Source organism: Clostridium sp. TJA038, from assembly GCF_058310255.1.
Genome location: NZ_JBZEFA010000002.1, coordinates 1 through 14,555 on the forward strand (window position 1 = coordinate 1; position 14,555 = coordinate 14,555).

Here is a 14,555-nt window from a genome sequence, read left to right on the forward strand (position 1 = left end):
AAAGTTTAATCTATACTCATATTACTTATAAAAGAATTGCTGGTTTATGTTAATATCTTCTGTTTAATTTTCAAAGACCATTTCTTTGTCGCCCTCAAGCGACTTCTTTAGTTTATCATCACTTAGAAACTTTGTCAACATTTTTTTCAAATATTTTTTCAAACATTTTTAATGTGATTTAATATTCGATACAAATTTGTTGAAGTTATCTTAGCGACGTTCTTAATCTTATCACATAAGTATATATTATATATTATCAATATACCCATTTTACATAATTATATTATTTATTCTTTAAAAATCTTTAATTTTCTAAATCATATTCATGTAGATACACTAGGAAAAGTTTACTTTTTATTTATGTTAGCTTATTTAAAAATTATAGAACAGTTGCGCTTATCCTTAAGAATAAATTTAACTGTTCTAATAACATATACCTATTTTAAAACTCAATTTATCTTTAATTGCTAATTCAAGTTCCTTTATATTAATCATCATTATTTTCTAATTTTGTATTTTTATAATTCTTCTTTATAATAAAAGCTATTAATATATTTATTTGAACTAAAATTACAACTGTAAAAACTAATAAATATAACCCTATACCTATAGCTATACCTAAAGATGCAACACAAAATATTTCTGAACCTGTAGTTAGTCCATTTACTTCAATCTTATTTTTATCATTAACAGTAAAAATAACTCCTCCTGCTAAAAAACCTATGGCAGTAATTATATTTGCTATTAATCTAGATTTATCCGAATCACTTCCTAAGCCATAAATAGATATTAAAGTCAATAAACAAGAGGTAATACAAACTATTGAAAATGTACCTATACCTGCTGACTTTCTTCTCCTAGTTCTTTCAAAACCAATTATTAGTCCTATAATAGAAGATAACAATAATTTAAATAATTGAGAATAAACATCCATTTTAATAATCCTTAAATACTTCTTTAATAATAAAATATGATTATTACTTCTCTTTGTTATTTAATTAATTAAAAACTATTCTGCATCAAATAAAAATAGGTTTAATTATACTTAGATAATTATCTAAACATAATTAAACCTAATTTTTTCTATCTATTTATCTAAAAATATCTAGCTTTAACTTATCTACAATATCTTTTAAAAGTTTAATACTAGCAACGCTATTTCCTGCTTTATCTAAAGGTGGACTAAATAATCCTATTCCATATTTATTAGGAACTGTAGATAAAATTCCTCCTCCTACACCACTTTTAGATGGAAGTCCTATGTGAACTGAAAAATCACCTGATTCATCATATAATCCATAAGTAGTCATTAATGATTTTATTATAGTTGCGACTTCTACTTTAAATAATCTTTCACCATTCCATGGCATTACCCCTTCATTAGCTAAAACTGCTCCTAATTTGCCTAAATTTTTAGCATTAACTAATACTGAGCATTGCTTGAAATAGGAATCTAAAATATCATTGACATCCCCTTTCATTATTCCTTTTCCTTTCATATAATAAGCAAGGGATCTATTTATATCTCCTGTTTCCTTTTCAGATAAATAAATTTCCTCATCTAATACTATGTTTTCATCATCCATTATCTTTCTATAAAATTTTAATATTCTTTCAAAACGTTCCTTATCATCTTTTCCTTTTAATAAAGAAACAACTTTAATAGCTCCTGCATTTATAAAAGGATTAGAAGGCTTATTTTTTCTATTTATTTGCATATTCATAATAGAATTAAAGGCAAAACCAGAAGGTTCAACTCCAACCTCTGAAAAAACTTTTTCAATTCCATTATCTAATATTGCAAGAATTAATGTAGGAACCTTTGATATACTCTCTATAGCAAATCTAATATTACAATCTCCAGCAGAAAATTCTTTATTTTCTTTTATATCATACATATAAACTCCTAATTTATTAGGGTCAACCTCTGCTAAAGCAGGTATATATGTAGCTACATGACCTTTCTTTGTATATTTTTTATTTTTACTTACCAGTTCCTCTAAATCAATCTTCATAATAATCAATTCCCTTCATAGTAATTATATGAACATTATACTAACTTAAGAGAATTAAAATCAAAACTCACAAATTTTATATAATTTAAAATTTGTGAGTTTTATTTAGAATCCAATTTAATTTATTAATTTTTTTTAAAAATTATTAAATTTTATACACTTTTAAAAGTTAATAATATATTTTTATTACTAAAAACACTTTCTTTTTTTAAATAATATCCTTTACTACTTTAACCCCATTATCAATAAGAGAATTTAAAAATATATAATTCATAAAATTTGCCTTATGGGTTGGTGAATCAAAAGTATCTACAAGATTTTTAACTACATATATATCGCCCTCTTTATTTACTCTATTAAAATCAGTTTTAAGAGTAATGGCTAATTGATATACACAAATATCTGTACAATCTCCTACTATTATTATGTTTTTTATTTTTTCATAATCAAAATTAAACTTTTCTTCTAAAAATCCATTTGTAGAATTTTTTCTTATAACATCAATTCCTTCTAAATTTAATTCCTCTACAATTTCCCATTCATCACTTTCATCTATGCAATGAGTAGGATAACTTTTTAGTTCTAAAGAATCCTTAGTATGATAATCTGTAAAAGCTTTAACCTTAATTCCACTATCTAAAGCTTTCTTTGTTAAATTATATATAGGTTCTATTAAACGTTCAATTCTTTCACTATATAAATTTCCTTTTTTAGCAAATCCTTTATTGATATCAACTATTAAAAGCATTGTTTTATTTAAATCTAAATCCTTTAACTTTAAACAACTTAAGTTTTTCATTCTATCATGAATGAAATCAATCATTTCTATACTTTCTTCTAAAAAAACTTTCTTGCTACACATAAAAATCATTAAGTCCCCCCATACTTATATATATCTTATTATCTAGTTAATTAATTTCTTTATCAATAATTATAAATATTTTTAACATTTAGTTAAAAAATAATTCTTAAGATTTTTTTAAAGATTACATAAAATAAATTAATTTATTATATTTATATATTAAATAAATACTATTTGATAAATTTATTTTAAAACCATATAATCAAAGAGTATTTTTATAATATTTAAGATTTAATTTTTAATTTATGAAAAAGGAGGTTAACTATTGAGTAACTTTTTTAAAAATAATAAAGCTTATATAAAAATTTTCTTAGTAATTATAGTTTCTTATGTATCAATAAAACTAATCGATAACATGCATGGTGTAATGTCTTTTATAGATGCTATTTTAGCTGTAATTCTTCCATTTTTATTAGCTTTTATAATTGCCTATATTTTAAACCCAATAGTAAATTTATTTAGTAAAAAGTTTAAATTATCTAGAGGACTTAGTATAGTTATAACTTATTTGTTAGTCTTAACTTCAATATCCTTAGCAGCTACTTACTTGCTACCAAAGCTATACACAAGTTTAATAGAATTAATAGATAATATTCCTGAGTTTACTACTTATGTGCAAAATTTATTTACAAATATAATGGCAAACTTTAAGGTTCCTGAAGGTATAAATTCATATATTCCTCATAGTGATGCTAATAAAGTTATAAACTTTATAGGCTCTATGATTACCTTATTATCTAATTGGCTTTTAGATGCTGCCATAAGTTTAACAAGTTCAATAATAAATTGGGTATTTGGTTTCTTAATATCAATTTACGTTTTAATTGATAAGGATAAATTTTTATCTCATGGAAGTAAAATAACTAAAATTATTTTTGGTAAAAAACTAGGTAGTGAAATCCTATCCTTTATAAAAATACTTAATGAAAAAATCGGTACTTATGTAGGAATAAAAGCTTTAGATTCATTAATAATTGGTGTATTAGCCTTTGTAGGTTTAACCTTATTAAAATCTGAATATGCACTTCTACTTTCCTTTGTTGTTGGTATAACAAATATGATTCCATACTTTGGACCTTTCATAGGAATGATTGTAGGTTTCTTTATAAATGTATTTGTAAGCCCAGTAAAAGCAGTTATTGTGTTTATATATTTATTTATCCTTCAACAATTTGATGCTTGGTACTTAGACCCTAAACTTATAGGTAATAGAGTTGGTCTTAGTCCATTTTTAGTAATTCTTGGAGTAACAATTGGTGGAGCAATATATGGTCCTATTGGAATGATATTAGGAAGCCCTGTTATGTCCGTTATAAAAATATATGTAATAAAACTTATAAAAAAATTTGAATATAGAGCAGAATAAAAAGAAGTTGTCTAAAAGACAACTTCTTTTTATTTATTTTAATATATTATAATTAAAATAGAATATATTTTTATAAATTATTTATAATAAAATTTATTTCTTATTATAATATAGTTTATATAAAAATTATTTTAATAAATTAAAATTTATATTTCATATATTTAAATAAAAAAGACCTGTAACTTTAAATGTTTTTGAATGTTTTTTATTGATTTTGAATGTTTTTGAATGTATAATTTAGTTACAAGGTTTTAGGAGGTTATTATGTTAAGTGAAAAAAGACATGAAATAATACTGAATTTACTAAAATTAAAAGGCTTTGTTAGTTTAACAGAATTACTTGAAAGTACTGAAAGCTCTGAATCTACAATTAGAAGAGACTTAAGCTATTTAGAATCTATAAATCTCTTAAAAAGAGTGCATGGCGGTGCTAAATCTTTAGATAATGTTTCCAAAGAATTAAGCTATAATGAAAAATCATCCAAAAACACTCATGAAAAAAGAGCCATAGCAAAATATGCTGCTTCTCTTATTGAAGATGGTGATTGTATATTTATAGATGCTGGTACAACAACCTATGAATTAATAGATTACTTAGAAGATAAGGATATATTAGTTGTTAGTAATGGTTTATCTCATATAGATACCTTAATACAAAAAAATATTAAATGTTACATAATAGGTGGAACAATAAAAATATCTACTAAAGCCGTAACTGGTTGTGATGCTTTAATGTGTCTTTCAAAATTTAGATTTGATAAATGTTTTATTGGTACAAATGGTATTCATCATTCTTATGGACTTACTACTCCTGATACAGAAGAAGCTGTATTAAAAGAATGTGCAATTAAAAATTCTAAAAAGTCTTATGTTTTAGCTGACTATTCTAAATTTGGAGAAATTTCAACAATAAAATTTTCAGATATAAATAAATGCACAATAATAACAAATAAAAAACCTGAAGACAATACTTATGATAAAAAAACTAATATAAAGGTGGTCGATATTTAATGATTTATACTCTTACTCTTAATCCATCTATTGACTATGTCATAGATGTAGAAAACTTAGAGCTAGGAAAAGTAAATAGAACAAGTAAAGACTTTAAATTTCCTGGTGGAAAAGGAATTAATGTTTCAAGAATTCTAGGAAATCAAAAAGTAAATAATATAGCCCTTGGATTCCTTGGTGGATTTACTGGAAAATTTATTGAAGATAGCTTAATTTCATTAGGTGTAAAAACTGAATTTATAAAAGTAGATGGTGATTCAAGAATTAACGTAAAAATTAAATCTAATGAAGAAACAGAAATAAATGGTTTAGGTCCAGTAATAACAGAAGAAAATCTAAAAGCTTTGTTCAATAAACTAGATAAACTGGTAAATGAAGATATATTAGTTCTTGCTGGAAGTATTCCTTCTACATTACCTAGAGATTTATATCTTCAAATACAAGAAAAAGTTTCTAAGAATAATGTAAAGGTTATCGTTGATACCTCTGGAAAAGCTCTTTTAGAGGCTATAAAAAACAAACCTTTTTTAATTAAACCAAATAATCATGAAATTGAAGAAATATTCAATGTAAAAATAAATTCAGAAAAAGAACTTATTAAATACGGAAAAGAGTTAATTACTCTTGGTGCTGAGAACGTAATAATATCAATGGCTGGAGATGGTGCTTTATTAATAACTAAGGATAATGTATATAAAGGAAATGCACCAAAGGGAAAAGTTATAAACTCAGTAGGTGCTGGTGATTCTTTAGTAGGTGGATTTTTAGCAAAGTATGTAGAAACTAAGGATTTAATATCTTCTTTTAAAAACGGTATAGCCTCAGGAAGTGCTAGTGCTTTTTCCTTAGACCTTGCTACATATGAGGACGTTAATAAGCTATTAAAAACTATAGAAATTGAAAAGTATAAGGAGGTTTAAAATATGAAAATTTCTCAATTATTAAGTCTTGATACAATAAAACTTAATCTTTCAGCATGTAACAAAACTGAAGTTATAGACCAACTAGTTGATGTTTTATGGAATGCTGGAAAACTAAATGATAAAAATCTTTATAAAGAAGAAATTTTAAAAAGAGAAAATTCATCTTCTACTGGTATTGGAGAAGGAATAGCTATTCCCCATGCAAAAACAAAGGCAGTAAAAGTTCCTTCCTTAGCTCTTGGAATGTATAAAGATGGTGTTGATTACAACTCTATTGATGGCACTCCTGTTAATATAGTATTTATGATTGCAGCACCTGAAGGAGCAAATGAAGAACATTTAGAAACCTTATCTAGACTTTCAGTACTTTTAATGAACCCAGATTTTAAAAATGGTCTTTTAAATGCTAAAAGCCCTAAAGAAGTATTATCTCTTTTAGATAAGTTTGAAGAAGATAAAGATAATAATGAAAATGAACCTTCTAATAATGTAGAAAATGATTCAAATAAAAAATACATATTAGCTGTTACAGCATGTCCAACTGGTATTGCACACACCTATATGGCAGCTGATTCTCTTTCTAAAACAGCTAAAGATATGAATATAAATATAAAGGTAGAAACTAATGGTTCAACAGGAGTTAAAAATAAATTAACTCAAGAGGATATAGAAAAAGCTGATGGAATAATAGTTGCTGCTGATAAACAAGTAGAAATGGCTAGATTTAATGGTAAAAGGGTTGTAATAGTTCCTGTTGTACAAGCTATGAAAAGACCTGAAGAATTAATAAATGAAGCTTTAAGTGGCTCTGCTCCTATTTATTCAAATTCTAGTAGTTCTGTTTCTGAAAGTTCCTCTTCAAAAACTGAAAGAAGAGGATTTTATAAACACTTAATGAATGGTGTTTCAAATATGTTACCTTTCGTTGTTGGTGGTGGTATCTTAATCGCTATATCCTTTATGTTTGGTATAAATTCAGCAGATATAAATGACCCATCTTTTAGCCCAATAGCTAAATTACTAAAAGATATTGGTGGAGGAAACGCATTCTTCCTTATGATTCCTGTACTTGCTGGATTTATTGGTTCTAGTATAGCTGATAGACCTGGTTTTGCACCAGCTATGGTAGGTGGATTAATCGCTGCAAATAGTGGCTCTGGATTTTTAGGTGGATTAATTGCTGGTTTCCTTGGTGGATATGTAGTTGTATTCTTAAAGAAAATATTTAGTAAATTACCACAATCTTTAGAAGGTATTAAGCCTGTATTATTATATCCGCTATTCGGAATTTTAATAACAGGAGCTTTAATGTATTTAGTTATAGTTGGTCCTGTAACTGCTTTAAATAATACTATATCAATATGGCTACAAAATATGGGAACTGGAAACTTAGTTATTTTAGGAATTGTTTTAGGTGGAATGATGGCTATAGATATGGGTGGTCCTATAAATAAAGCTGCATTCACTTTTGGAATAGCTATGATAGCTTCTGGAAACTATTATCCTCATGCAGCTATAATGGCTGGTGGTATGGTTCCTCCTTTAGCTACAGCTCTAGCAACTACTTTCTTTAAAAATAAATTTACTAAAGATGAAAGAGATGCTGGTGCAACTAACTACATAATGGGATTAACCTTTATAACTGAAGGTGCTATTCCTTTTGCTGCTGCTGACCCCTTTAGAGTTATTCCAGCTTGTGTTATAGGCTCAGCTTTAGCAGGTGGATTATCTATGATTTTCAAAATAGGATTACCAGCTCCTCATGGTGGAATATTTGTAGTTCCTGTTGTTGAAGGAAATCCTCTTTTATATGTTTTATCAATTTTAATCGGCTCTGTTGTAGCTGCTCTAATAATAGGATTCTTAAAGAAACCTGTAAACAATAATAGTAAATAAATTTATAAAATTAAAAGGATTATATGAAATTAATAATTTCATATAATCCTTAATTTTATCCTTTTTTATAATATAAATTTAAGTATCTCAACCACTATAGCTGATATTACTGCACTTATAGGAATTGTTAAAATCCAAGCCCAAACTATATTTTTAGCAACTCCCCATTTAACTGCTTTAGGATTTTTAGATGCTCCAACTCCCATAATAGTTGTTGTTATTATGTGAGTTGTACTTACTGGCGCATGAAACATTGTAGCTATTCCAATAACTCCTGCTGCTCCAGTTTGAGCGGCAAATCCATTTACTGCATTTAATTTAGCAACTCCACTTCCCATAGTTTTTATTATTTTTTGTCCTCCAATTGAAGTTCCTGTTGCCATTGCAATTGCACATAATCCTATAACCCATATTGGTACTTCAAAAGCTGATAAAAATCCTCCACTTAAAAGTGCCATTGTGATTATACCCATTGATTTTTGCGCATCATTACCACCATGGTTTAAAGCCATTAATGCACCTGAAACAACTTGTAATTTAGAAAATATTCTATTTATTGGTCCTGGTTTACATTTTCTAAGTGCCCAATTTAATAAAACCATAAATATGTACCCTACTATTAATCCTATAATAGGTGATAAAATAAGCCAAAGTATTACCTCATCAAAAAGAGTTCCCCAACTTACTATGTTTATAGAATGAGAATACGCTATTCCTCCTCCAATTAAAGAGCCTATTAAAGCATGTGAAGAACTACTTGGAATACCAAAATACCAAGTAATAAGATTCCATATTATAGCACCTAATATAACTGCTGCAATTACCCATAAAGGCATTTTACTTTGGTCTACTATACCATCACCTACAGTTTTAGCAACTTCAGTTCCTAAAAATGCTCCAACAAAGTTAAATATAGCACATAAAGCTATAGCTGACTTAGGTGAAAGTGCTCTAGTAGAAATTGAAGTTGCAACAGCTGTTGCAGTATCATGAAATCCATTTATAAAGTCAAAAGCTAAAGTTAAGAGAATTATAACTACTGTTACAGCTAAAGTACTAGACATACTTCATCACTACTCCCTCAACTATATTAGCAACTGCTTCACAGCTATCTAAAGTTGCCTCTAAAAACTTATATATCTCTCTCCATTTTATTATATCTAAAACTGGAATTTTACCATCTTCAGCAAATAATTCTGATATCATCTGTCTATAGAAAATATCTCCTTTATTTTCTATTTTATTTATTGATATTACTCTATCTGTAATTTCTTTATTCTTCTTTTTCATATGTTTAAATTCTTCCATTAAAGCTACAAGTTCTCTTGAAGCATCAACAATTAAATTTCCTAAAACCTTAGCGCCTTCTCTAGATTCATTTATATTAAACATTGTAAATCTATGCATAGTACTTTCTATAGAATCTAAAATATCATCCATTCTTTTTGTTATAGAAAATATATCTTCTCTATCAATAGGAGTTATAAAAGAGTTATTTAATTCTTCTATAAGCTTATGAACTATTTCATCTCCCTTATGTTCTAATTCTTCTACCCTAGCTACATGGCTTGTTTTATTTTCAAGATCCCCTAAGGCTTCGCACAATATTTCTGCTGCCCTTTCTACGTTTTTTGCTTCATCGATAAACATATCATAAAATTTATCATCTTTAGGATTTAAATTAAACATTCGCATTTCATCTCCTGGTTCTTATTATGAATTTTTATTGAACAAATATAGTATATCATAATATTTTTTCATTTTTAACTTTCAGTTAATTAATTAACTTATAGTTAACACAGAATATATTTTTATCCATTTGTTTATTTTTTAAAAAACTTTTTTTAAATTTAATTAAATAAAATAATTTAATTAATCTATTTATTTACTTTAAATACATAATTTATTACTTTAATTTTTAATCCCCATTTCTATTATTAACATTTAATTAATCTATTTATTTAATATTTTCTTTGCCTCTAATGCTCTTTGAATTATTGTTATAAATATTATTATAGAAAATATATTAGTTAATAAATTTAAATTAATTGATGATAATAAAATCATAAAGGTAAAGAAAATAAAGCCTTCAGACCTCTCAGCTAGCCCTGCTTGATATTTAAAAGACTTAAACCCTTCATTTTTTGCAAGAGCTCCTACAGTTAAAAATATTGTCATAGATATTAAAATCATAATCATAAGTACTAAAAGCTGTAACCTACTATTTTCAAACTTTAAAGCTAATATGAATATTATACTAACTTCAACAATCCTATCAAAAGTTATATCTAATAAAGTTCCAAAAGAACTACTTATATTATTTTTCCTAGCCATAGCCCCATCAACAGAATCTAAATATCCAGATATCCATAGCAAAATTATAGAAAAAAATAATTTATCAAAGTAAAGAGCTATTGAACTTAAAATTCCTATAAATAAAGCTAATATACTAACTTTATTTGGAGTTAATCTTAACTTTAATAAAAGTTTTGCTCCAAAATCTATTAGTGGATTTACGTACTTCCTTCCATAAGTATCTAACATTAATTAACTTTCTCCTATCTTATATTAATTCTTTAGTATATTAAAAATAATAAATTTTATATTTTTAATATAAAATCTAATTTTATTTTTCTAATTTTTTAACTAACTTTATTCTATTTATCCATTGATTAAGACTATTTATAGATTTTTGACTTTTAATTTCTCCACTAATTACCTCGTCATTAAATATAAAGTCTAATAGATGTAGGGAATTTTTATTTGAATATTTAAAAGCACTAACACAAGATTCACAATAAGAAATTATATTCTTACAATTTGTAGAATTAGCTCTTTTATCCCTTTGCTTTTTAAATAATTTTTTATTTGTCACTCCTACCATTCCGCCACAACCACAACACTCAGTTTCATTTCTATTCTTCTCAAATTCTAATGTTTTAATTCCTAAGTCTTTAAGTATATTTCTGACAGAATCATGAATCTTTTCCTCATCTTTTATTGGACAAGGGTCATGCAAAGCAAACTCATCTTGTAAATTTAAATATTTACTCTTTAATTCCTTTGGAATTTTAAAATTATCTATAGTTTCCCAAAGAGTTATAACTTTAATTTCTTTTAATTCTTCTTTAAAGGTTTTATAACAATTTTCACAAGCTACTATTACTTCCTTAACTTCTTTTTCATGTAAAAATTGTTTTATTTTATTCATATTACTTTTAAATCCATCTAAATTTCCAATATCCTTTGAAGGTTTTCCACAACACTTTAAAATTACTTCAACCTCCTTTAAATTATCAACTAAATAATCTCTTATTTTTAAAATAATATTATTATCATATCCACTTAAGCTACAACCTGGAATAAAAATTCTATCTACTTTTCTATTATTATTTTTTGATGCTAAAAAATTAGAAAAACTAGCCCTTTGATGATTTCTAACAATTCTTAATTTAAAAGATTTATTAGCCTCTCTTAAATTTTCTTTATATAATTTTATTCTTAAATTTTGAAACATTCCTTTTAAATCTATATTTTTAGGACATTTTTCCACACAACTATTACAAAGCATGCAGGAATATGCAATATCATAAGAATTTATTTTATTTAAATACATATTATCTAATATATTTTTAGTCTTATCTCCAAAAGCACTTAGCATAGGACAAACATCATAACATAAAGCACAATCTATACAATTATCTAAATTTTTCTTTAGCTCACTAATTTTCATTTTTACCCCTCTTATTATTAAAAATTTTCTTCAAAAGATAAATTGCTACAGTAAGAGAAAATAATATTAAAATACCACTCATAAGTAATTGATTCCCTCTAGTTAACATTCCTCCAACATAGGAATAAATAATTGTAGCAGGTAACTGTCCGATACCAGTTCCAATAAAAAATTGCCAAAACCCAATAGATGTAAGCCCTGCACCATAACTTATCAAGTCAAAGGATATAAAGGGAAGTAATCTTGCTATAAGAATTGTATATTTTCCATACCTCTCAAAAAATTTATCAATATCCTTTAAGGCAAACTTACTAGTTAATTTTTCTGCTATATCTCTTCCTAAAAATTTTGATATATAAAAACATAATATGGCTCCACACATTGAACTACTCCAAGATAATATAGATCCTTTAATCCAACCAAATATAGCGGCATTACTTAATGTTATTAAAAAAGCTGGTATAGGAGCAATTATTGATTGAATTACCATAAGAAAAAATGATACTATAGGTGCTAAAGCTCCAAAAGATAAGATATATTCTTTTATCATTTTTAAATCCATACATCCTAAATAAAAAAACATTTGATTAACTTTATAATTAATACTTGGTATAAAAAAGTATATTAACAATATAATAATCAAAAAAATTAAAGTAAAAGTCCAAATTTTAATAGTTTTTTTCAAATTATCTCCTCCACTTAATATTAGTAATAATGAATTTTAAATAACTAATATTAATTTTTATCTTAAGTTACTAATTAATTATATAAAAAAATTCACAAATTTCTATATAAATTCATAAAAAATAATTTTATTATAAATAAAAAAAGGCAATTATAACTTTTAAAAGCTATAATTGCCTTAAATATATTCTATCCTTTTACTCCTCCTATGTTTACTCCTTCTGTTAATTTTTTATGGACTAAAGAATATATAATCATAGTTGGTAGCATAACTATAACAAGTCCTGCAAATAAAGCTCCCCAATCTGTAGCATATTTTTGAACTTCCATTAAATTTTGAAGTCCAACTGAAAGAGTTTTTTTATCTATATCTGTTATAAATGTCATTGACATTGCATACTCATTCCAAAAACTCATAAAATTAAAAATAGTCATTGTTATAATTCCAGGTTTCGCTAAAGGAACTATTATTCTTATTAAAACTTGAAAATCAGTACATCCATCTATTTTAGCTGCATCTTCATAATCCTTTGCAATTCCCTTCATAAATCCACTTATTATATAAGTAGAAAATGGAATGCTCAAAACCCCATATATAAAGGCTAAAACAAGCAAGTTATTTAACAAATTCATTTTATCTAGCATTGTAAATAAAGGAACTATAATATATGCTCCTTGTATAAACAATCCTCCCATAAATAAATTTCTTATTAAATTACATCCAAAAAACTTTTCTCTTGCTAAAACATATGAAGCTGGTATGCTTAAACATAATGAAATAATAATAGCTATAATGGTTACAAAAATTGAGTTAAAGAAATAACGCCCCATATTAGCTTCTTCAAAAGCTGTTATATAATTTTTAAAACTAAAGCTTTCAGGAAAAGTCCATGGGCTTGCATAAAATTCTCTAGAACTTTTAAAAGAAGACATTATTGTCCATAATATTGGTATCAATACCAATATTACTGATATTATTAAAATAAATCTTAATAAAGTATTAGACATTATATTTTTAAACTTATTTTCTCTATCTAAGCCTATACTTTTTCTTTTTTTAATTTCTAACATATAATGCCCTCCTTTTTAGACTGTAATTTTTTAATTCTCTTTTCCTCTCTTAAATCTGAATTACTTAATCTATTAACAAGAAGTGCAAGAGCCATAGCAAAAGTAAATACCGTAACACCAATAGCCATAGCATATCCATATTGAGAATTAGTAAAGGCTTGCTTATACATATAAGTTAATAAAACCTCAGACTTTCCATCAGGTCCTCCCTTTGTCATTACCGTTACAAAAATAAAGCTTAAGTTTAATGCTCCTGTAATAAAGAATGCAAAGGTTACCCTAACTACTTCCCATAAAAGAGGTAATGTTACATATCTAAATTTTTGCCAAACAGAAGCTCCTTCTAAATAGCAAACCTCATAAAGAGATGGTGATATTCCATCAAGTCCTGCTATATAAATTACCATATAATAACCAACAGCTTGCCAAACCATTGTCATAATTAAAGCTAAAATTACTAATTTTGAATCCCCAAGCCAGGATAAGCCTGCTAACTTATCTAAACCAATCATCTCAAAAAAAGCTTTAAAAAGTCCTATTGACGGGTCATAGACATATGTAAATAATACACCTATGACAACCATTGATAATATATTAGGAAAGAATAATATTATTCTATAAAAATTCTTTTCCCTTAATTTACTTTGAGTTATTACTACTGCTAAAAATAAAGATAATGTAATTGTTATTGTTGGAAATAAAACTATAATTGTAAATGTATTCCCAAACGCTTCCTTAAAATATCTATCATCTAAAAGTGATTTAAAATTTTCTAAGCCAACAAAAACTGGTTCTCCTGAAATCCCATTCCAATCATAAAGCGACATAATAAAACCTTTACATATTGGATATACCATAAATATAAGAAATAATGTAAGTGCAGGTAATATGCACATTGCTAAAAAAATTTTTCTTTTTTTACTTCTCATAAGCCTTAACCTCCTATAATTTTTAAAAAGGAGAAACAAATCTCTCCTTTTTAAATTTATTTCTT

General features: G+C 26.0%; 14 protein-coding genes. 4 read left to right on the top strand and 10 right to left on the bottom strand.

The features are described from left to right. Positions 1-487: 487 nt before the first annotated feature. The 3 genes from AC4FQV_RS05950 to AC4FQV_RS05960 form a co-directional block, all read right to left on the bottom strand. Positions 488-934: an MgtC/SapB family protein gene (locus AC4FQV_RS05950; protein ID WP_491139535.1), complete on the bottom strand. Its 447-nt coding sequence runs from the start codon at positions 932-934 to the stop codon at positions 488-490. Between the two features lie 157 nt (positions 935-1,091). Beyond that, positions 1,092-2,015, bottom strand: a complete 924-nt coding sequence (gene glsA / locus AC4FQV_RS05955; RefSeq protein WP_491139536.1) for a glutaminase A — start codon at positions 2,013-2,015, stop codon at positions 1,092-1,094. Between the two features lie 208 nt (positions 2,016-2,223). Further along, entirely contained in the window at positions 2,224-2,886 is a 663-nt protein-coding gene (locus tag AC4FQV_RS05960; protein ID WP_491165006.1) for a cysteine hydrolase family protein, read from the bottom strand. A gap of 256 nt (positions 2,887-3,142) precedes the next feature. On the opposite strand from AC4FQV_RS05960, the gene AC4FQV_RS05965 reads away from it, so the two are divergent. The 4 genes from AC4FQV_RS05965 (at position 3,143) to AC4FQV_RS05980 (ending at position 8,073) form a co-directional block, all read left to right on the top strand. Then, the gene (locus tag AC4FQV_RS05965) at positions 3,143-4,243 is read left to right on the top strand and encodes an AI-2E family transporter (protein ID WP_491165008.1); all 1,101 of its coding nucleotides are present in this window, start codon (positions 3,143-3,145) and stop codon (positions 4,241-4,243) included. Positions 4,244-4,507: 264 nt separating this feature from the next. Next, positions 4,508-5,254, top strand: coding sequence for a DeoR/GlpR family DNA-binding transcription regulator (locus AC4FQV_RS05970; RefSeq protein WP_491139539.1), 747 nt, complete (start codon positions 4,508-4,510; stop codon positions 5,252-5,254). Continuing rightward, entirely contained in the window at positions 5,254-6,174 is a 921-nt protein-coding gene (pfkB, locus tag AC4FQV_RS05975; protein ID WP_491165011.1) for a 1-phosphofructokinase, read from the top strand. Before AC4FQV_RS05970 ends, pfkB begins: the two co-directional genes overlap by 1 nt. Positions 6,175-6,177: 3 nt before the next feature. Then, entirely contained in the window at positions 6,178-8,073 is a 1,896-nt protein-coding gene (locus tag AC4FQV_RS05980; protein ID WP_491165013.1) for a PTS fructose transporter subunit IIABC, read from the top strand. Between the two features lie 65 nt (positions 8,074-8,138). Here AC4FQV_RS05980 and AC4FQV_RS05985 read toward each other — a convergent pair whose 3' ends face one another. From AC4FQV_RS05985 to AC4FQV_RS06015, 7 genes are all read right to left on the bottom strand, one after another. Continuing rightward, positions 8,139-9,137 carry an inorganic phosphate transporter gene (locus AC4FQV_RS05985; protein WP_491139542.1) on the bottom strand — a complete coding sequence of 333 codons (999 nt, stop codon included), beginning with the start codon at positions 9,135-9,137 and terminating at the stop codon, positions 8,139-8,141. Then, positions 9,130-9,762 (bottom strand): DUF47 domain-containing protein, encoded by a 633-nt coding sequence (locus tag AC4FQV_RS05990; protein WP_491139758.1) that lies wholly within the window; start codon positions 9,760-9,762, stop codon positions 9,130-9,132. The genes AC4FQV_RS05985 and AC4FQV_RS05990 overlap by 8 nt, the downstream gene beginning before the upstream one ends. 264 nt (positions 9,763-10,026) lie before the next feature. Continuing rightward, a complete protein-coding gene (locus tag AC4FQV_RS05995; protein ID WP_491139543.1) occupies positions 10,027-10,617 on the bottom strand; it encodes a CDP-alcohol phosphatidyltransferase family protein in 591 nt (196 codons plus the stop codon). Between the two features lie 82 nt (positions 10,618-10,699). Beyond that, on the bottom strand, positions 10,700-11,806 hold the full coding sequence (locus AC4FQV_RS06000; RefSeq protein ID WP_491165015.1) for a (Fe-S)-binding protein: 1,107 nt from the start codon (positions 11,804-11,806) through the stop codon (positions 10,700-10,702). Further along, positions 11,796-12,491, bottom strand: coding sequence for a TVP38/TMEM64 family protein (locus tag AC4FQV_RS06005; RefSeq protein ID WP_491165017.1), 696 nt, complete (start codon positions 12,489-12,491; stop codon positions 11,796-11,798). Before AC4FQV_RS06005 ends, AC4FQV_RS06000 begins: the two co-directional genes overlap by 11 nt. Positions 12,492-12,679: 188 nt before the next feature. Next, positions 12,680-13,561, bottom strand: a complete 882-nt coding sequence (locus AC4FQV_RS06010; protein WP_491165019.1) for a carbohydrate ABC transporter permease — start codon at positions 13,559-13,561, stop codon at positions 12,680-12,682. After that, complete coding sequence (locus AC4FQV_RS06015; RefSeq protein ID WP_491165022.1) at positions 13,555-14,490, bottom strand: carbohydrate ABC transporter permease; 936 nt, start codon at positions 14,488-14,490, stop codon at positions 13,555-13,557. Before AC4FQV_RS06015 ends, AC4FQV_RS06010 begins: the two co-directional genes overlap by 7 nt. Positions 14,491-14,555 lie beyond the last annotated feature (65 nt).

Excerpts from the sequence above, each read along its gene's own strand:
- AC4FQV_RS05950 (WP_491139535.1), bottom strand. The coding sequence starts at position 934 with ATGGATGTTTATTCTCAATTATTTAAATTATTGTTATCTTCTATTATA.
- glsA (WP_491139536.1), bottom strand. The coding sequence starts at position 2,015 with ATGAAGATTGATTTAGAGGAACTGGTAAGTAAAAATAAAAAATATACA.
- AC4FQV_RS05960 (WP_491165006.1), bottom strand. The coding sequence starts at position 2,886 with ATGATTTTTATGTGTAGCAAGAAAGTTTTTTTAGAAGAAAGTATAGAA.
- AC4FQV_RS05970 (WP_491139539.1), top strand. The coding sequence starts at position 4,508 with ATGTTAAGTGAAAAAAGACATGAAATAATACTGAATTTACTAAAATTA.
- pfkB (WP_491165011.1), top strand. The coding sequence starts at position 5,254 with ATGATTTATACTCTTACTCTTAATCCATCTATTGACTATGTCATAGAT.
- AC4FQV_RS05980 (WP_491165013.1), top strand. The coding sequence starts at position 6,178 with ATGAAAATTTCTCAATTATTAAGTCTTGATACAATAAAACTTAATCTT.
- AC4FQV_RS05985 (WP_491139542.1), bottom strand. The coding sequence starts at position 9,137 with ATGTCTAGTACTTTAGCTGTAACAGTAGTTATAATTCTCTTAACTTTA.
- AC4FQV_RS05990 (WP_491139758.1), bottom strand. The coding sequence starts at position 9,762 with ATGTTTAATTTAAATCCTAAAGATGATAAATTTTATGATATGTTTATC.
- AC4FQV_RS05995 (WP_491139543.1), bottom strand. The coding sequence starts at position 10,617 with ATGTTAGATACTTATGGAAGGAAGTACGTAAATCCACTAATAGATTTT.
- AC4FQV_RS06000 (WP_491165015.1), bottom strand. The coding sequence starts at position 11,806 with ATGAAAATTAGTGAGCTAAAGAAAAATTTAGATAATTGTATAGATTGT.
- AC4FQV_RS06010 (WP_491165019.1), bottom strand. The coding sequence starts at position 13,561 with ATGTTAGAAATTAAAAAAAGAAAAAGTATAGGCTTAGATAGAGAAAAT.
- AC4FQV_RS06015 (WP_491165022.1), bottom strand. The coding sequence starts at position 14,490 with ATGAGAAGTAAAAAAAGAAAAATTTTTTTAGCAATGTGCATATTACCT.